Source organism: Devosia sp. Soil_C_22 (assembly GCF_057657195.1).
In genome coordinates this window covers 903,892-922,161 of the sequence record NZ_JBDGIY010000001.1, presented here as the reverse complement: position 1 = coordinate 922,161, position 18,270 = coordinate 903,892, and the positions used below count along the sequence as shown (strand labels likewise).

The 18,270-nt window shown below is 61.8% G+C and carries 12 protein-coding genes; 11 read left to right on the top strand and 1 reads right to left on the bottom strand.

All coding sequences use genetic code 11. The features are described from left to right. The first annotated feature begins 152 nt into the window (after window positions 1-152). The 3 genes from AC3A6I_RS04255 (at window position 153) to AC3A6I_RS04245 (ending at window position 3,148) form a co-directional block, all read left to right on the top strand. Window positions 153-671, top strand: a complete 519-nt coding sequence (locus AC3A6I_RS04255; RefSeq protein ID WP_487541951.1) for a hypothetical protein — start codon at window positions 153-155, stop codon at window positions 669-671. Window positions 672-708: 37 nt separating this feature from the next. Continuing rightward, the gene (locus tag AC3A6I_RS04250; RefSeq protein ID WP_487541950.1) at window positions 709-1,440 is read left to right on the top strand and encodes an NYN domain-containing protein; all 732 of its coding nucleotides are present in this window, start codon (window positions 709-711) and stop codon (window positions 1,438-1,440) included. 1,075 nt (window positions 1,441-2,515) lie between these two features. Further along, a complete protein-coding gene (locus tag AC3A6I_RS04245; protein ID WP_487541948.1) occupies window positions 2,516-3,148 on the top strand; it encodes a hypothetical protein in 633 nt (210 codons plus the stop codon). Here AC3A6I_RS04245 and AC3A6I_RS04240 read toward each other — a convergent pair. Continuing rightward, the gene (locus AC3A6I_RS04240; protein WP_487541947.1) at window positions 3,145-3,303 is read right to left on the bottom strand and encodes a hypothetical protein; all 159 of its coding nucleotides are present in this window, start codon (window positions 3,301-3,303) and stop codon (window positions 3,145-3,147) included. The genes AC3A6I_RS04245 and AC3A6I_RS04240 overlap by 4 nt on opposite strands. Window positions 3,304-4,071: 768 nt before the next feature. Here AC3A6I_RS04240 and drmD point away from each other — a divergent pair. The 8 genes from drmD to drmA all read left to right on the top strand — a co-directional run bounded on the left by drmD (window position 4,072) and on the right by drmA (window position 18,264). Beyond that, the gene (gene drmD / locus AC3A6I_RS04235; RefSeq protein WP_487541945.1) at window positions 4,072-7,200 is read left to right on the top strand and encodes a DISARM system SNF2-like helicase DrmD; all 3,129 of its coding nucleotides are present in this window, start codon (window positions 4,072-4,074) and stop codon (window positions 7,198-7,200) included. A gap of 8 nt (window positions 7,201-7,208) precedes the next feature. Further along, window positions 7,209-11,237 carry an Eco57I restriction-modification methylase domain-containing protein gene (locus AC3A6I_RS04230; RefSeq protein WP_487541943.1) on the top strand — a complete coding sequence of 1,343 codons (4,029 nt, stop codon included), beginning with the start codon at window positions 7,209-7,211 and terminating at the stop codon, window positions 11,235-11,237. Then, window positions 11,215-11,820: a hypothetical protein gene (locus tag AC3A6I_RS04225; protein WP_487541941.1), complete on the top strand. Its 606-nt coding sequence runs from the start codon at window positions 11,215-11,217 to the stop codon at window positions 11,818-11,820. Before AC3A6I_RS04230 ends, AC3A6I_RS04225 begins: the two co-directional genes overlap by 23 nt. Before the next feature lie 10 nt (window positions 11,821-11,830). Further along, window positions 11,831-12,211, top strand: coding sequence for a GIY-YIG nuclease family protein (locus AC3A6I_RS04220; protein ID WP_487541939.1), 381 nt, complete (start codon window positions 11,831-11,833; stop codon window positions 12,209-12,211). An 11-nt stretch (window positions 12,212-12,222) separates the two neighbouring features. Then, window positions 12,223-13,047, top strand: coding sequence for a hypothetical protein (locus AC3A6I_RS04215; RefSeq protein WP_487541938.1), 825 nt, complete (start codon window positions 12,223-12,225; stop codon window positions 13,045-13,047). A 64-nt stretch (window positions 13,048-13,111) separates the two neighbouring features. Beyond that, a complete protein-coding gene (locus tag AC3A6I_RS04210) occupies window positions 13,112-14,218 on the top strand; it encodes a helix-turn-helix domain-containing protein (protein ID WP_487541936.1) in 1,107 nt (368 codons plus the stop codon). A 9-nt stretch (window positions 14,219-14,227) separates the two neighbouring features. Beyond that, window positions 14,228-14,734, top strand: a complete 507-nt coding sequence (locus tag AC3A6I_RS04205; RefSeq protein ID WP_487541934.1) for a hypothetical protein — start codon at window positions 14,228-14,230, stop codon at window positions 14,732-14,734. Between the two features lie 2 nt (window positions 14,735-14,736). After that, window positions 14,737-18,264 carry a DISARM system helicase DrmA gene (gene drmA, locus AC3A6I_RS04200; RefSeq protein ID WP_487541932.1) on the top strand — a complete coding sequence of 1,176 codons (3,528 nt, stop codon included), beginning with the start codon at window positions 14,737-14,739 and terminating at the stop codon, window positions 18,262-18,264. The last annotated feature ends 6 nt before the right edge of the window (window positions 18,265-18,270 follow it).

Below are 18,270 nucleotides of genomic sequence, written 5' to 3'. Positions count from 1 at the left end.
TACTTATTTTACTTTTTGGAATACTTCACGATATATCATGGATATTATAGATTCAAGATAGATTTGTGCCTCTTCGGGCGTTATGACGGCTATTCATGCCCCATTGTGTGCGTCTATTGACAGGGCGAGGGTGCTTCACGATCGAGCTAAAGATGGCAAGAATCGTCGATCTGAATTTCAAAGTCTCCGATGGTTTTAGGCGCCTGTTCAAAGGCTACGCCGCGCGGCTAGGCATTTCTGGCAAAGAATTTCTAGAGAGATCGGTTGGCATGTGGGAGTTGATCGCTCCCGACAATCAGCTGTCTATAAAGATGTTAGAGCAAAACATAGAGAATAAGATGATAGAAACTGAAGAAAATTACGCCTCTACTATTGTCGCCAGAAGGGTGGCGGTCTTGCAGGCAGACAGCTCCATTGATCAGATTGCCACAAAATTGGGATATCGATCGGTTGATTTCATTGCGCTGCTGATCGCCGGCGAAGCCAGGCTGCCCCTAAATGAAGTGAAGAAGTTTGCAAACGTTCTTGGCATTGATTTTGTTGAGCTAGCTCAGGCCGCACTAAACGACTTTGGCCTCGCTGACTTCGCCGAGGCTCTCGAGCCACAGGTAACGCCGGAAGAACTGGATCTGATCCGCTCGATCCGCAGGTTACTGAAGGCCAATGCGTAGCGCTCTCAGCTCGTTGCGGCATTGGATGCGGACGAGGATGAGAACCTCCGGGGTGACTTCCCCTCGTATTGCCATACTTGTCGACGCCGACAACATTTCTCACAAGCATGCCAAATCACTGATTGGAGATGTGACTCTCCGTGGGCGCGTCACTCATGCCCATCTCTATGGCAACTTTGCTAGTCCAAAACTCAGTGGGTGGGCGCCGGCGATTCAGACTTTCGCCCTTCGGGCGCATCATCACTACGCTATCGCGGAGAACGGCAAGAACGGCGCTGACATAACCCTCGCAATAGATGCGATGGAGCTCGCACACTCCCACCAAGCCGACCACTTCGCCCTCGTCACAAATGATAGCGACTTTTCGCCGCTTGCTTCTCGTCTTCGGCGACAAGGGTTCACGGTCTATGGCTATGGCACGCGTAACGCGTCGGAGGCTCTGCGCAGATCCTGTTGCGAGTTCCTTTTTCTCGAGGAAATTAGACATGGTGTGCTGGCTCAGATGCCGGCGCCCCAACATACTCGGCAGAGCCCCCAAGACGCCGAGGGATTGCTGCTTTTCGTTCTCCTGCAGCTGGGAGCGCGGGAACAACCAGTCCTGCTGTCCAAATTGAGTCGGCATCTTCGAGCCATGCAGCCGTCGTTCAATCCGAAGCGCTATCGTTGCGCGAACCTGAAGGAGTTGGTGCGCCGTCTCGAACTCCTGGAGTTGCACGAGGAGACCATGGCGCCGACCACGGTCTCGGTTCGTCGTGCATCAGCCGGCTAGGAACCAACCGGTCCCCGTCCCCGACCAGCCAGGGATCCCATGAAGTCCTAGAGCGCCGCCATCTGTCGATGGGGATCGCTCGGGGGCCCGCGATACTCCGGCGTCCAATCCTCCTCTCATCCACCAGGAGGCTCGCATGCGGCGCCAGGGGAGAGATCTGGTTGACGAGCGGCTCTGGCGTGTCAACCAGATCGCCCATTACGTCAACCTGGGAGGTCTGAAAGCGGTCAATCAGGTTGACGCCGCCTAACGATTCCGTAGCGGGAATACGGAATTGGTTGACGGAGGTTGACGGAGGTTGACGAGAACGCAGAAATTCGGCGTTTTTGGAAGCTCGTCAACCGGCGCCCTCGGCGAACGCCTGGACGGGGGCGCCGCTGCGATAACCCTCGCTAAGTTCCGTCGCGATACTTTCTCTCCACTCGAAAACCGGCAGTCCCTGGTATGGGGCACCAGCCGGGAGAGTGCTGGAATACCGGGCTGAATAGGTATTCGGCCGAGCGTCTGCAGGCGCTGGGAAAGGGTTGTCCGGCGGTCACCGATGCAACCCTTCGAACACGCCGTCAGCAGGAATGCCCACATTGAGCGCGACCTGGGCTGATCCTCCACCAACACTTCGGGTAGTCATGGGAAGCGCGCGCGTCACGCGCGCGTCATACGCGGAAGTTCCGCGGTCCTCCTGTCGACCTCACCGTAGCTAGGCAGGCCCCCGGAGGCGTGCGTCGGTGGCTTTATTGGCCCTACCTATCTCTGAAACACCGATGCTCTTGGCCGAGACTCCGGGAGTGTGGGGCTCACCAACGCTCGTTCAGTTCCTACATGCCCTCCGCCAGGTTCTGCGCCGGGATCGTCACGACCGCCAGTAGATGCATCTACCATTTTGTGGCGTCCCGACACTTCTCGGCAATAAGGCTCGCATGAAGAGCGCTACCGGCAAGGACGCAGAAGGCCCGGCAAAACTGGTCAGGCAAAGCGTCCAGATTTCGATCCAAATACCTAGGACCCCTGCGGTTCGCGACGGGTCGGCGCTCTTCATGTCCAGTGAAATCCTCACACCATGAGAGCCCTCGAGTAGATGCAGAGCCAGCCCAACACCTCCACCGTTCATGTGACCACTGTTATCCGTAAGCGACCCGCGCCGGCGCCCTCCCTGACTGCATCGACTTCGCCCTGGTCTCGTGCGCAGCCCTTCGAGAAGCTGGCGGAGTCCTACTCGGTGATCCACAAGCTCAGCGGCAAAGTCTTCACTCTCCGGCTGAACCTGGATGCTCTGATAGCAGTCACTGGCTCCGCAGACCCTGCTCGCCTCATGAGCCGGCGGATACAAGAGGCCTTCAAAAAGCTTGGCCTCCCGGTTCCTCACTTCTCCTTCGCACTGGAGGTGACTCCTGACGAGCGGGAGGAGCTGCACCTTCATGGCGCAATCGGGCTGGGCAACCTCGACCCGGCTAGCGTGAAGCTCGCCCTTCGTATGGCCGGGGGAAAGATCTCCGGACGCGCCGGCTCCCGGCAGGTCCAGATCAAGAACTTTAACCTGGACGTCGGTGGGCCGGAGGGTTGGGCGAACTACGTGAAGGTCACCGCGTCGCGCACTCGGCGTGTGCTCGGTCACAACAAGATCGTCTACATCGGGCAGGAGTTGCGGCAGTTGGCTCGGGAGGACTGGGAGCAGCGCCGCCGCTCTGTTCCGGCCGTGACGATCGTCTAGATCGAGGCGTTCTTCACCAGCCACCGGTCGACCTCGGTGGCCGTCGAGGCGGCCAGCTTCGCGTCACGGCGGACTGCCGTCATCACCGAGCCATCGAGCTTCTTCAGGCCCAGTTCTGTTGCGAGATCGCCCGAGGACATGTTCCGGCGCCGCATGATCTGAGGTATCCGGCGGCGGGCCCAGTCCAGCATCTTGCCGTCGGTGCCGAACGCAGATCCTGGGGTTGGAGGCGGCGGTGCTGGCGACGCTGGTGCGATCCCTGCCCACGATAGAAACTGGGATTGCTCGAGACCCGTAGCCTTGTCCCAGGCGTTCTTTAGCTCATTTAGTCTGGTTCGCCCGCCACCCAGTCCGGCAAGTTGGCGCGCCTTGTTCACGCTCAGTTTGCCGACCACAACATCGCGGTAGAGGCTGGGTCGATCCTTCTTCAGCCTCTGCAGGTAATAGTCCCGGTTCCGTTTCGACCTTGTCATTCAGGGATATCGGGAGATTCGAACACCGGCTGGTGCCACTATGTGTTCCAGCCCCCAGCAGGGACCGTCAGGCTCATGTCGCGGAACGGGCGCTCTCCGACGCGATGCGGCCTGGGTGCCGAGCGCGTCGGGGGCTGCGAGGCGATAGCCCAGAGGAATCAAAATACTCATGCTCCGGTTATGGAAGCTCGACTAGCGCGGGCGCGCTTGGACGTGCAACCCGCGTCAGTTGAGATTGGGCTGGGACGGGGGGATCGACAGGGGAGTTGCAGCGGGTCCCATTTCGATTAGTCTGCCCGGCATTGAGGGGCGATAGTTGATTTCATACTCGTTGTTGCAGGGGCATTATCTTGCCCATTATCTGACCTTGGCTGGTTGTGGCTCCAAGTCGCCCACGGTCATGGGCGGCCGTGCGCGTCGCGCAATACTCTCGGAAATCGGAGCGCTGCCTTGAGCAAGTTTGATCCCGGCCGCTTCGTTCGCACCCGGTCCACAGCCTGGCTCGTGGAAGGCGCGAGGTCCATTGCAGGCGTCGAGACGCTGGATCTGGTTTCGGTCGAGGACGACTCGCAGGGCGATGCGCTGACGGTCGTGCCGACTGCTGAGATCGACCTCACCGCCTTCGACACATCGGACTGGTCCGTCCAGTTGCGGACGACATTCGAGGATCCTGCGCGTCTCGGAGCGCACCTAAAGACTACTGAGTGGCGCACCGCCACGGCGGCCGACCGCAAGCTATTCCAGGCGCCGTTCCGCTCCGGTATTCGCCTCGACGCCTACCAGCTCCTCCCGCTCGCGAAAGCCCTCGAGCTTCCAAGGGTCAACCTGCTGATCGCCGATGACGTCGGCCTGGGCAAGACGATCGAAGCGGGTCTGATCATCCGTGAGCTGATGCTGCGCCGCCGGCTCGACTTCGTGGTCGTTGCGGCGCCGGCATCCATGATGTCCCAGTGGCAGGACGAGCTCGCCCAGAAGTTCGGTCTCGACTTCACCATCGTCGACCGCGAGCACCTCCTCGAGGCCCGCCGGACTCGCGGCTTCTCGGCCAATCCTTGGAGCATCGGATCTCGGTTTATCGTCTCACACAGTGTGCTCGCGGACGACAGCTACATGACCGGCCTTCGCGATCTGCTGCAGACCTATCGGGCCCGCTCGATGTTCGTGCTCGACGAGGCACACCACGCTGCGCCATCTGGCGGCCTCGCCTGGGCGACCGAGTCCCAGCTCACTCGCGCTGTGCGGGATATCGCCGGCCCGTTCGAGCACCGGCTCTTCCTGTCGGCGACACCGCACAACGGGCACCCGAACTCGTTTGCGACCCTGCTGGACATCCTTGATCCGCAGCGGTTTACCCGCGGTATCGACGTGACGCCCAAAGAGCTCGAGCCTGTCATGGTGCGGCGCCTCAAGGAAGATCTCCGGAAACTCGGCCACGCTTTCCCCGAGCGCGTCATCGAGCCGATCGTGATCGACAATCTGCCGCCCGATGCGCCCGAACTGCAGCTCGCAGACATGCTCGGAGCCTACCAGCAGGGGAATATGTCCGGCAGCCGCGGGCGCTTCCTCTTCGCCAACATGCAGCAGCGGCTGTTCTCCTCCATCCGGGCCTTCGACCGCACGCTGAAGACGCACCTGCGGACGCTCGAGCGCAAGCAGCAGGCGGCGGCACCCGACGCGGCCGAGGATGTGAACGAGAGCGACGACCTCATCGAGCAGGCCACTCAGCACGCTCGCAGTGACGTTACCGACCTACAGGCGGCAATCAGTCACGTGAAGGCGATGCTGACGATCACCGATGTGCACGCCCATAAGCCGGACGCCCGCGTGCATTCGCTCCTCGCCTGGATCAAGCGCGAGATGCTGGACGGCCGGCACCAGTGGCAGGATCGGCGCCTGATCATCTTCACCGAGTGGGATGACACGCGCCGCTGGCTCGTCGAACAGCTGAAGGACGGGCTCGAGGAGCTCAGCAACGGCAAGATCGACCTCGACGATCGCATTGTCAGCTTTACGGGCCAGACCTCGCTGGAGGAACGCGATCGCATCAAGATTGCCTTCAATGCGCCTTACGATCAGGAGCCGATCCGCATCCTCGTCTGCACGGACGCCGCGCGCGAGGGCCTCAACCTGCAGGCGCGCTGCCGCGATCTGATCCACTTCGATCTGCCGTGGAACCCCTCGCGCCTTGAGCAGCGAAATGGTCGCATTGACCGCAAGCTACAGCCGGCGGCGCAGGTGAGCTGCCGCTACTTCTTCTACAAGCAGCGTGTCGAGGACCGTGTGCTCGATGCCCTGATCCGCAAGACGGAGACCATTCGCCAGCAACTTGGCACCACTGGTGAGGTGCTCAGACGGTCCATCGAGACCAAGCTGACCGAGGGCGGTATCGGCCGGCAGAATGCAGAGAGGATGGCGGCGGAGATTGAGAACGCCACCGACGCGCGCACCGAACGGGCAAAGCGTGATCTGGACGATGATACCGAGCGTCGTATCCAGCGACTGAAGGAAGAAGAACAGCGGCTGCAGCGCCAGCTCGACCAGGCCAAGGACCGAGTGGGCGTCGAAGGCGTCGACCTTCGGCGTATCGTCGAGGTGGCCCTCGCTGAGAATGACGCCACATTGAAGCCCGGTGGTTTCAGCGTGCCCGAGGCCGTCTTGCTCGACCCAGCGTCGGAGGGGTTTCAGAAGGACAGCTCCTGGTCCGTCCTGTTCGATGAACTGCGCCCCGGCCGGCCACCCAAGCACAAGGATCGCGCGCGCTGGCGGCAGGAGACGCCGGTTCGTGGCTTGGTGTTCGAGCCCCCGCACGTCGCGGCAGGCCAGCCTGAGCCGCAGGATGTTGTGCAGGTGCATCTCGAGCATCGGCTGGTGAAGCGCCTGATCTCGCGGTTTGCCTCACAGGGCTTCCGGTCGAACGTCGGCCGCGTCACGGCTATTGTGACCGCGGGTGCGCAGTCGCGTGTCGCACTGCTCGGGCGCTTGTCGCTGTTTGGTCCGGGTGCCCGGCGGCTGCATGAAGAGCTGATCGTGGTCACAGCGCCCTGGAACGACCTACGTCGCGACCAGCAGCCGTTGCAACCCTTCGGACGGGCCGGTGAGAACACCACGGTCTCAGAACTCGAAGAAGCTCTGCGCCAGGGTCAGTCGCCGAGCGCAGGCATCATCGAGCGCCTGCAGAAGACCGTCGATAAGGACATCGCCGACCTGCGCCCACATATCGAGGAGCGAGCCAAGGCCTCCGAGGCCGAGGCGGCGCAGCAACTGCTCGAAACTGGCCAGCGCGAAGCCGAGCAACTGGCCGAACTGCTCCGGCATCAGATCTCCCGCGTGCGTCAGGCCATGAACAACACCCAGCCACCGGCCCAGTTTGAGCTGGATCTTCGCACCGACGCCCAGCGTGATCAGGCGGAGCGCGAGATGAAGCAGTTCGAGGCCGACCGGCGTTCGTGGGACGGCAAGCTGCTGCGCTTACAAGATGACCTGGAGAAGGAGCCGGAGCGCGTAGCAAAAGGCTACGGCGTTGTCGCCCGCCAGCTCGAGCCGATCGGGCTGGTCTATCTCTGGCCGCAGACGAACTGAGACCCGGAATGGCCAGCAACGATACCAACGACGAAACCATCCAGTGGCTAAACTACCTGCAGCCTGAAGGCCTGGTGCTCAGCCCCAATGTGCTGCGACACAGCGGGTTGACGCCGATCCGGCAGACGCCTCTCGACAGCGAGGAGGCGGTCGCAGCGCTCGGCCTGCCATCCGATCACTCTGCCACCGACGACAAGTCGTTCATGCTGGCAGATGCCTGGGGCATGTTCGAGAACATCCTGCGCTGGCCCGCCAGCCTCGTTGCCGGTGCGCCGGGCGGGCCGGAACTGCCTGACCTCAGCTTCGCCGTGCCCGAGCAAGGCACTGTGCTGAAGCCCGATATGGCGCTGCTGTGGAACGGCGAGCCGACCGACCAGGCGCCTGTGCAGGCGCTCGTAGCGCTCAATCCCGACCTACCGCCGGATGACCGGAAACCGTTCGGCGAAAACGAGTGGGAGGCGAGCCCGCATCAGCGGCTCGAACGGCTGCTGCGTGAGACCGGTGTCGGCGTCGGTATTCTTATCGCCCGCGGCACCTTGCGGCTGATCTATGCGCCGCGCGGTGAAACGGCAGGCTGGATCAGCTGGCCGCTGGCGGCGCTCGGACGGGTCGAAGGCCGGCCCATGCTGGCCGGCCTGAAGGTCGCGCTGGGGCGTGAGCGCTTCTTCGTCAATGACCTACGTCAGCGCCTGCGGCCGCTCCTGCGCCAGTCGCGCGAGGCGCAGAACGAGGTTTCCGAGAAACTGTCCGGTCAGGTGCTGGCGGCGCTCTACGAGCTGCTGCGCGGCATGCACCAAGCTGCGGAGGACGAGATCGAGGCGCTGGCCGAGCAGCAGCCACACCATCTATATGAGGGCCTGCTCACCTGCCTGATGCGGCTGGTCTTCCTGCTCTATGCCGAGGACCGCGACCTATTGCCCACCCACACCGAGGGTGGGCTGAAGACGCTGTGGGAGAGCGGCTACTCGATCAAGACGCTCTATGCCCGGCTGCTCGCTGACCAGGCGGTGAACCCCGATACCATGGACCAGCGCCGCGGTGCCTGGGGACAGCTGCTGTCAGTCTTCCGCATCATCCACGCTGGTCACCCCGACTGGGTGGCAGCGCGCGGCGGCAAGCTGTTCCATCCCGACGCCTTCCCGTTCCTCGAGGGGCGTGGCCTGCAGAGTAACAAGTCAGATGGCAAGGTGCTGCCCGTGTCGGACGGCATGGTGCTGCGCATCCTCGATGGGCTGATGATGATCGATGGGCGCGGGCTCGCCGGCGAGCGGATCCGCGAGCGCCTGTCCTATCGTTCGCTCGATGTCGAAAGCATCGGCTCGGTCTATGAGACCGTCATGGGGTTTACGGCGAAGCGCGCCAGCGAACCGATGATCGCGGTGCGCGACGAGAAGAAGCTTCCCAACTTCATCGGCCTCGAAACGCTGTTGGGGGAAAAGCCAGGCGATCGACAGAAATGGCTCAAGGACCAGTCGATCAAGCTGTCGGCCGGGCAGCTCGCCGCGGTTAAGGCGGCGACCAGCGTCGATGAGCTGGTGGCGGGCCTCGGCAGCGCCATCGACAAGCGCGCCTCGGCCAATGCCGCGCCGATCGGCAAAGGCACGCCCTACCTGCAGCCGACCGACGAGCGGCGCCGCTCCGGCTCCCACTACACGCCGCGCTCGCTTACCGAGCCGATCGTGCGTCACGCGCTGGAGCCGGCATTCGAGCGAATCGGCGCCGATGCCTCTCCAGAGGCCGTGCTGTCGCTGAAGGTGCTCGATCCCGCCTGCGGGTCTGGTGCCTTCCTCGTTGAGGCGTGCCGACAGCTCGGTGCACGGCTCGAGCAGGCCTGGGACATGCACAAGGCCGAAAAGCCGCCCATCCCCGCCGACGAGGACGAGGTCATCCATGCCCGCCGGCTGGTGGCCCAGCGCTGCCTCTACGGAGTCGACCGCAATCCGATGGCCGTGGACTTGGCGCGGCTGTCCCTGTGGCTCGCGACGCTGGCCCGCGAGCACGAGTTCACGTTTCTAGATCATGCGATCAAGGCGGGGGACAGCCTGGTCGGGCTGACACGGGATCAGATCGCGTCGGTGCATTGGGACGAGAACAAGGGCGTGAGGTTGCTTGGTCAGCTTATCAAGGACGAACTGGATCGCGCCTATGTCGGCCGCGAGGCGATCCGAACTGCGCCAGACGACGTGACCCGCATGGTGCAAGAGGCTCGTCACAGTCGCGTCGACGCCGATGTTGAACCAGCACGTCAGGTGGGTGACGCCGTGATTGCCGCGTTTTTCTCGTCAGACAAGCCCAAAGGGCGGACCGAAGCCCTATCGAAGATTGAGAACTGGATCAGCGGACACTTGCCCCCGCTATGGGAGCAGATCGCGTCGACGTCGAGGCGCTTCCGCATTCAGCAAACCTGGAGCCCATTTCACTGGGAGCTCGAGTTCCCAGAGGTCTTCATGCGGGACAGGCCTGGGTTCGATGCGGTTGTTGGCAACCCGCCCTTCCTAGGCGGAAAAAGTATCTCCGGCGCGAACAGTGATGCCTATCTCGCTTGGTTGCTTTTTGAAAATGAAGACTCTCACGGCAATGCAGACCTGGTCGCTCATTTCTTCAGGCGAGCGTATGGCCTGCTGCGCAGCGGCGGCGCACTCGGCCTGATTACTACAAAGACAATCGGCCAAGGCGACACCCGAGAAAGTGGCTTGGGGTGGATACTTTCTCATGGTGGATCGGTTAGTCGCGCGGTGAGGCGATTGCCTTGGCCGGGAAGTGCTTCCGTGATTGTGTCCATCGTTCACGTTGCAAAGGGAAACACCCCCGCCGCCGTATTGGACGGGCAGAATGTATCGCGTATTTCGGCGTATCTTGTGGAGGGTGACCTGGATGGCTTGCCGCCACTCTTGGTGGCAAACGCGCGCAAGTCGTTCAACGGATCAAAGATTTATGGCCAGGGTTTCACGTTCGACGACTCCACCGCTGGAGGTCTTCCATCGTCAATTGCTGATATGGAGCGGCTTATCCAGAGGGACCCCAAGAACGGCAATGTGATCGCTCCATACGTTGGTGGCGAGGAAGTATCCAACCACCCACAGCACAAGCACCACCGATTTGTAATCAACTTCTTCGATCGGCCCCTAGAGCGCGGAGATTCGCTCAGGCCGTGGGTTGATATGACAGATAACGAGCGATCAACTGCTCTTAGCAGTGGCGTTGTCCCCCGCGACTTTAATGACGAAGTAGCCCAAGACTGGCCGGAACTCTTGGATATTGTCCGGCTGAGAGTGAAACCTGATCGCGACAAGCAAAAACGAGAAGCACTAAAGAAGCGATGGTGGCAGTTCGGAGACAGAAGGCCTGGGCTTTACCGTGCTATTGACGGCTTAAGTCATGTTCTGGTCGCAAACGCCGGCGCATCTCCTCATCTGGCGTTCGGCAGAGTCGCATCCGACATGGTATTCGCCCACTCCCTAATTGTATTCCCTGAGGCAAGTATTGGCGGGCTAGCAGTCCTGCAATGCCGCGTGCATGAAGTATGGGCCAGATATTTTTCGTCCTCCATGAAGGATGATCTTCGCTATGTCCCCTCAGATTGCTTTGAAACATTTCCCTTTCCCCATGGTTACGGCACGGCGACTGAACTGCTTTCATCTGGCCAAGCCTACCACGACCATCGAGCGGAACTGATGGTTGCCGCAGACGAGGGCATGACCAAGACCTACAATCGTTTTCACGACGAGACCGAGACCGGTCTGGCCATTGGCCGCCTGCGCGAGCTGCACGACGGGATGGATCGCGCCGTGCTCCGCGCCTATGGCTGGGACGATCTCGCCGACACGCTGCAGCCCGAGTTCCTCACCGAAGCTACTGAGGACGACCACACCTACCAGGGCCGCTACTTCTGGCCCGCCGCCCAACGCGACCAGGTCCTCTCCCGCCTCCTCGCCCTCAACGCGCAACGCTACGAAGAAGAGCTCAAAGCAGGCCTGCACGAGAAGGGCAAGAAGCGCCTCCGGAGCGACGAGGATGAGGACAGCAGCTTTGAATAGGCTGGGGACGTTCGCTCTGACCGCAGTTTCGCTTCTTTGGCTGCCTGGTGTGGCCTTTGGTCAAACTACGACCTGGTTCCGCGATCCATCGCTGAACGTCTCATTTGCCTATGGCGCTCAATGGCACCCCGCGCAGGTGTCGGAGAGCGCCACCGCTCATGTAGTAAACTGGCTCGGGAAAGGCGGAGGACTCCTAGCTACCTGCTACCTGCAGACCTATGCGGGAACGAAGCTTGGACAGCTTCCGGCGTCTCAGTGGCATCAGCACGCTGATGCGATAACCGCCACGTTCATGAAAAACATGTCGGCTCGCTATCCACGCAATGAGTTGATTTCTTCCGAGGCGACCATGGTCGATGGGCAGCCGATTATTTTTTTGGTCCGAGATGGGTGGATGGTCAACCTTGGAGAGGAGGTCGGCATTCGCGCGTGGTCGATCGCTACGAGCTGGAAAGAACGCGAGGTGTTGCTGGAGTGCGGATCATCGGTGCCCCATCAGTTTCCGGGGCACGAGGTTGTCGGAACCGTTGAAGCTGAGATGATGAAAGTGCTGAGGACCTTGCACTTCGAGCGATTGCCATAGGGAGGATCGGATGTCAGCCGCACTTCGGCAAGACTGGTATGTCCGCGAGATCGAGACCACCCTCGATCTCGACCAGCCCGGCATCTACGAGTGGCGGATCGAGGGTGTCGGCGTGTATGTCGGCAAGGCCCTGCGCCTGAAAAGCCGCCTGCGCGCCTATCCCAACAATGTCCGCCGCATGCTGCAGGGCCTGCACTGGCACGGCGACCCGACGCGCGAATACCGCCCCATTCACCACGCCCTGCGCGACGCTCACGATGCTGGAACGGTTGTGGTGGTTCGCGTTCTCGAGGTCTGCTCGCCCGAGGCGAGAAGCGAGCGAGAGCAACACTGGATCAAGCTGCGCCGCCAGGAAGCCGCCGCTGGTGGGCCGAGGGTGCTTAACGTCTAGGGAGGGAGCGAGTGCCAATCATCAAAGAAGGCAAGGTCGGCAAGGCGGTCGTCAGGGTCGGCACGACGGCCAAAGGCTTCGCGGCGGTGGTCAACGAGGATGGGCAGCGGAAGTTCTACGTCGAGGGAGAGAATCCGGACCGCCTATGGATGCAAGCCCAGGACGCGGCCGCACGCCTGAATCCGCTCTTCGTCGGCTACGACGGCGCCCGCAAGAGGTTCCTCAGCTTCTTTCCCGATGGCTTCAAGGGCGTTGACTACATAGGGCAGGAGCGCGCCTACAAGGTGGACGCCAAGAGTAAGCTGGACCGAGTGGTGCCTCTTGAGCAGGCTTTGACCGGGCACGGACACGGAGAGGCGATCCTATCGGTCTATCGCGCCACCAATCTTCTCTTCAGCATCGAGAAGACACGACTACAGGACCTGCTTCGCGGGCCCGACGCGGACGACTTCATCCGTTCCGCCGCTGCGTTCGCCAAAGGTGATTATGTGCAGGGCCTACGCGAAATGAAGGCGCTTCTGAAGCGGACTGACAATGCCAAATGGACGGTGGCCACCTACCTTCCCTTCCTCTGGAGGCCGGACATCAACGTGTTCCTGAAGCCAACAATGATCCAGAATTTCGCAAGCCGCGTCGGTCATCGGTTCGCAGATGACTATTCACCGGATCTCGACATCAAGGTCTACGAGTCACTGCTGGATCTGGCTGCCGAGGTGAAGGCGAAGGTAGTCGACCTCGAGCCACAGGACATGGTCGACGTCCAAAGCTTCATGTGGACCTCGGTGGAATATACGGAAGCCGACCGAGCTGACTTCGAAGACACAGCCGACTCATAGCAGCCCGCAAGACAATCTTGCAAATGGCTTTCCGCAAGATTATATGGGGTGGCGGAGGGTAGCTATGACCATTACGATCGGCACGCGCATCAAGGCGCTGCGCGAGCAGCGGAGGCTTTCGCAGGAAGCGCTGTCCGACAAGCTTGGCTTTAAGGACCGCCAGACCCTCTCGGCTATCGAAACGGGCGAGCGGAAGGTAGCGGCTGAGGAACTGCTGCACGCCGTTCAGATTTTTGGCGTGTCGCTCGATTACTTCACCGATCCGTTCATGCTGGCCGGCGAAGGCCAGTTCTCATGGCGCCAGATGGGCGTCGATGGCGAGAAGCTGCGCGGCTACGAAGAATCGGCGGGCCGCTTCATCGCGCTGTTCCGGACGCTCGGTCGGCAAGTTGGCCAGAACCCGCCACTATTCCGTCGCGCCCTGAGCCTGACGAAGCAATCTAGCTTTGACGACGTGATAAATGTCGCCGAGCGCTTCGCTGCCGAACTGGACCTCGGTGACATTCCCGCGAAACGTCTGGCCGACGTGATGGCGGAAAAGCTCGGCATTCTTGTCCTGATGGTCGATCCGATCGAGGGTGTATCCGGCGCTGCATGCCAGCTGCCGGAACTCGATGTTGTGCTGATCAACCGCAACGAAGTGGCTGGCCGTCGCAACTTCGACCTGGCGCACGAACTCTTCCACATCCTCACCTGGGAGAAGATGCCGCCTGAGCACATCGAAGAGGTCGCGCCCAAAAAGAAGAACCGTGTCGAACTTCTGGCGGACAATTTCGCGTCGGCCCTGCTGATGCCATCCGCGATTCTGGACAGGTTCGGCGACTGGACGCAGCTGGTCGGCAACGCGCTCACAGACCGTCTGAATGCGGTAGCCGAGGAATTGCTCGTAACGGCGCAGGCGCTGAAGTGGAGGCTGTTCAATGCCGGTCGCCTGACGCGCGGGCAACTCATCATCATTGACGACGAGGCGCTCCGCAATAACGGCCACGACAAGCCGCAAAAGCTGGCGCCGCTGCCCCTGTTCTCGAAGCCTTTCGTTCAGGTGCTCGCCGCGGCACTCGATGATGGCAAGATCTCGATGCGTCGCGCTGCCTCGATCCTCGAGGTCCCGATCGACGACTTCGCCGCCCTGTTCGTCGCGCATGGCGTGGAAGCGCCATACGAGTTGTGATGGTCAGAAATGGCGCGTCACACCGGTCCGGTTCTGATCGACACGAATGTCGTCATCGAGTGCTGGCGCACTGGTGCATGGAAGGCTCTAGCCGGTGGATATGAGGTCGAGACCGTCGAGACGTGCTTCATCGAGACCCAGACGGGCTTTCAGCGCCGCCGGCCTGAGCAACAGATCGACCCCGAGGTTCTGAAGGCAACGATCAAGCACAGGCATCTCGTGAGCCAAGAGCAGCTCGCTAGGGCGCTGACGCGGGATACCGAGATCGCCTTTCTGGACGCCGGCGAGAAGGACTTGTGGGCTCATACGATGAGCCGAACCGATGCGTGGGTGCTGTGCGGTCCGGACAAGGCCAGCCTGCGCATCGGCATCCGCTTGGGGCATCGGGATCGTCTAGTATCGCTGGAGCGGTTGCTGGACGACGTAGGCTACCGGAAGGCCGATCTCAGACTGCCGTATACGCAGAAGTGGTTGGAGCAGACGCTGGCCGAACTAGCGCAGAGGGAGAAGAAGTAGCGATGGCGCAGAACGCAACCACCGGCCAAGTCCCCCTGGATCGGCTCAGCACACTCCCCGCACCGACCACGCCCGTCGAAGTGCGTGAGCGCCTGGTGGAAATGCTGCGCCGCGACCTCGTCGGTGCGCATCCGGATCTCGATCCAGACCTTGATCACGAGGTGCTGAAAGGCACGAGCCCATCAACCTGGTATCTCACCGGCTTCCTGTTCCCGCACCGTGAAACCCCGATCGACAAGCGCGCCGCCTTGGTCAAGGAGGAGGAGGAGTCAGAACTTGCGCTGGAGAACCAGCGTGCCACCGAAGGCATGGAACAGGGCGCGGCCGGGCAGCCGACCTCGCCTGATCAGCAGCCCTCCGAACCTCCGCCGCGCCGTAGCTTCGAGCCCTCCTCGATCGGTCTAACGGTGCTGCTGCCGCGCGCCGCGACGATGCTCGAAGCACGCGTGACCTGGGGCGATTACGTCACCGAGCCGGCTCTCGACAGCGCCCTCGTGAACCCGGATGAACGAGAGGATGCCACCAAGGAGGGGCGTTCCCTCAACGAACCTGCGAAAAGCAGCCTCTCCTGGCGGCGCCTGCCGCGCGAGCGCTTCATCCCCATCCCTCTGAGGCTCGGCACCAGCGAGATTATCGTGCCAGAGAGTGCAGCACCGGCCTATCCTGGTGGCGCCCTCAAGCTCACCGTGCTCGTGCGCGAGACGCACACCGCGGGCATCGACGGAAAGCAACGCAACCTGCTCGCAGTCTCGGTCTTTCTGGTCAATCGCCGTGCCGAGGCGCTCCGCCGTTACGGTGATCTGGCCGCCTGCTTCCAGGTCCGGCTTCAGCTCAACAGCGAGATCGGCTTCGAACCAAAGGACGATAGGGCGTCCTATGACTCCGACGATCTCGATCAGCGACTGGCTGACCTGCACTACGCCGACGTCGCGTCCTACTCGACAGGCCACAACACCTCTGGTGATTGGGCCGAGGCGGACAGCAACGGTCGCGTCACCACGGTCTACACCAATCCCATTCCTCAACAGACCGTTGAAAAGCTCGGCTTCACGCGCCAAGTTCCCGGCGTCGAGCGCGGCATGGAGGCCTTGGCACACGCTGCGCTGAGTGCCACGACGTTGGCCGCGGTGCTCGAGCCCCTGCCTCTCGCCTACGCCGCCTGGGCTGCTGAGCGCGCCAAGGAAGTCGCCGCGCTGGACGGCGCCAAACGCCAGCAGGTCGCTCAACTCTGCCTCACCGATATCGCGACCGCAAAGGAGCGGATCGCGCAGGGTATTAAGCGGCTGCTGAATGACCCCGTCAGTCTCGAAGCGTTCGCCATCATGAACCGCACCATGGCCCAGGCGAACCGGCAGCGTGGTTCTACGCTCAACGACAAGACGCCGGCCAATCAGGATCCTCCTGCGTGGCGCCTGTTCCAGCTCGCGTTCATCCTGCTCAACCTCGAGGGTCTCGCCAACCCACTCCATGCCGATCGCCAGACCGTCGATCTCTTGTTCTTCCCCACCGGTGGCGGCAAGACAGAAGCTTATCTAGGCCTCGCTGCCTTCGCGATTGCGCGTCGTCGTCTCGACAATCCGGGCCTGCAGGGGGCCGGCCTGTCGGTGGTGATGCGTTACACGTTGCGGCTGCTGACGCTCGATCAACTTCAGCGCGCGGCCGGTCTGGTGTGCGCGCTGGAGCTCGAGCGCATCAACAATAAGCGCCTGGGCACCTGGCCGATCGAGATCGGCCTGTGGGTCGGTAGCAGCGCCACCCCCAACACGTTCGGCACGAGCAAGGACCCTGGCAAGAACACCGCGGTAAAGTGGGTAGGTGAGTATCGCCAGGGACGCGGCTCGGCTCCCGTGCCGATCCAGAAATGCCCATGGTGCGGCCATGACCTGACGAAGAACTCGTTCAAGCTGCAACCCAACTCTCAAAACCCCGAGCGGCTCGACATCTGGTGCGACAACGTCGCCTGCGAGTTTTCATCGAAGTTCCGCCTGCCAGTCGTCGCGGTCGATCAGGAGATCTATCGCCGTCTGCCAGCGTTTATGATCGCAACGGTCGACAAGTTCGCCAATGTGCCCTGGGTGGGCGACACCGGTGCCTTCTTTGGCAATGTCGAGCGTGCCGATACGAACGGCTTCTATGGCGCCGCGGAGCCGAACTCCGGCAGCAAGATTGCCGCTCCGCTCCCCCCGATCGACTTGATCATTCAGGACGAGCTGCACCTGATCTCAGGCCCGTTGGGCACGGTGGCGGGCCTCTACGAGACCGCCTTCGACCTGCTGGCATCGCGCAACATTAATGACCAGTCGCGCGGCCCGAAGATTGTCGCCTCCACCGCGACGGTGCGGCGTGCCGGTGCCCAGATAAGGAGCTTGTTCGGGCGAACGTCGACCGCAATCTTTCCGCCACCAGGCATATCGCGCACTGACTCCTTCTTTGCCGAGGCGGATACCAAATCGCCGTCGCGACTCTATGTCGGGGTAGCCTCGCCTGGGCGGGGACCGAAGCTAGTGTTCCTGCGGACGCTGCAGACGCTGCTGGCCGGGGCGAAGGCGCTCGCTTCAGGAACGGCGTCAGATCCGGCCGATCCCTACCTAACGGCACTTTGTTATTTCAACGCGTTGCGTGAACTGGGTGGTGCGCGGCGTATCGTTGATGACGAGGTGCGTGCACACCTTGGCAGTTACGGAAAGAGCCGGCAGCGCAGCGCGCCGACCGGACAAGTCTTCTCGGACAGGACGCTGCGTGAAATCCAGGAGCTGACCTCGCGCTACAGCACTGACCAGGTGTCGTTGGCGCGAACCAAGCTCGGAAAGCCGGCAAGCGAGAAGGATGCGGTCGACGTCGCCATGGCGACCAACATGATCTCCGTTGGTCTCGACATTGGCCGGCTGGGTCTCATGCTTGTGCAGGGACAACCAAAGACAGCAGCGGAATACATCCAGGCCACCTCGCGCGTTGGCCGAGAGGGTGACAAGCCTGGTCTGGTCGTCACGCTGCTCAACGTCCACAAGCCGCGCGACCGAACGCACTACGAGCAGTTCAGGGCCTTCCACCAGAGCTTTTACCGGGCAGTAGAGGCCACCAGCGTCACACCGTTCTCGACACGGGCGTTGGACAGGGCGCTGGCCGCTACCCTCGTTGCCGGTGTGCGCCACTTTGAAACTGAGCTCACCCCTGATCCATCGGCTAGCAAGCTAAAGGATCAACTGCAGGCCTTTGACGCCGTGGTGTCCGCCATCAGGCACAAAATGCGACTTGTCGGGTGCAGCCAGGATGAGATCGCCAGGTGCGTCCAACGCCTCGAGCAGCTCAGGGATGTGTGGATGGACGCTGCAGATGTTCAGACCACCGGCGGGGTTGGAGTGTTCGTCTATGGCAAGGAGCAGCCAGTCCGGCGACTTCTGCAGGACCCCAACAGCCAAAAAGCCAACATGGCAGCTGAGCGCAGCCTGTTCGTCGCTGGACGGTCAATGAGAGATACGGAGCCGGTGGTTGGTCTGCGATTGCGGGCGCCTAACGGCATGGACTTTTAGGGGAGG

Coding starts and splice junctions, on each gene's coding strand:
- AC3A6I_RS04255 (WP_487541951.1), top strand. CDS start 153: ATGGCAAGAATCGTCGATCTGAATTTCAAAGTCTCCGATGGTTTTAGG.
- AC3A6I_RS04250 (WP_487541950.1), top strand. CDS start 709: ATGAGAACCTCCGGGGTGACTTCCCCTCGTATTGCCATACTTGTCGAC.
- AC3A6I_RS04245 (WP_487541948.1), top strand. CDS start 2,516: ATGCAGAGCCAGCCCAACACCTCCACCGTTCATGTGACCACTGTTATC.
- AC3A6I_RS04240 (WP_487541947.1), bottom strand. CDS start 3,303: ATGCGGCGCCGGAACATGTCCTCGGGCGATCTCGCAACAGAACTGGGC.
- AC3A6I_RS04230 (WP_487541943.1), top strand. CDS start 7,209: ATGGCCAGCAACGATACCAACGACGAAACCATCCAGTGGCTAAACTAC.
- AC3A6I_RS04225 (WP_487541941.1), top strand. CDS start 11,215: ATGAGGACAGCAGCTTTGAATAGGCTGGGGACGTTCGCTCTGACCGCA.
- AC3A6I_RS04220 (WP_487541939.1), top strand. CDS start 11,831: ATGTCAGCCGCACTTCGGCAAGACTGGTATGTCCGCGAGATCGAGACC.
- AC3A6I_RS04210 (WP_487541936.1), top strand. CDS start 13,112: ATGACCATTACGATCGGCACGCGCATCAAGGCGCTGCGCGAGCAGCGG.
- AC3A6I_RS04205 (WP_487541934.1), top strand. CDS start 14,228: ATGGCGCGTCACACCGGTCCGGTTCTGATCGACACGAATGTCGTCATC.
- drmA (WP_487541932.1), top strand. CDS start 14,737: ATGGCGCAGAACGCAACCACCGGCCAAGTCCCCCTGGATCGGCTCAGC.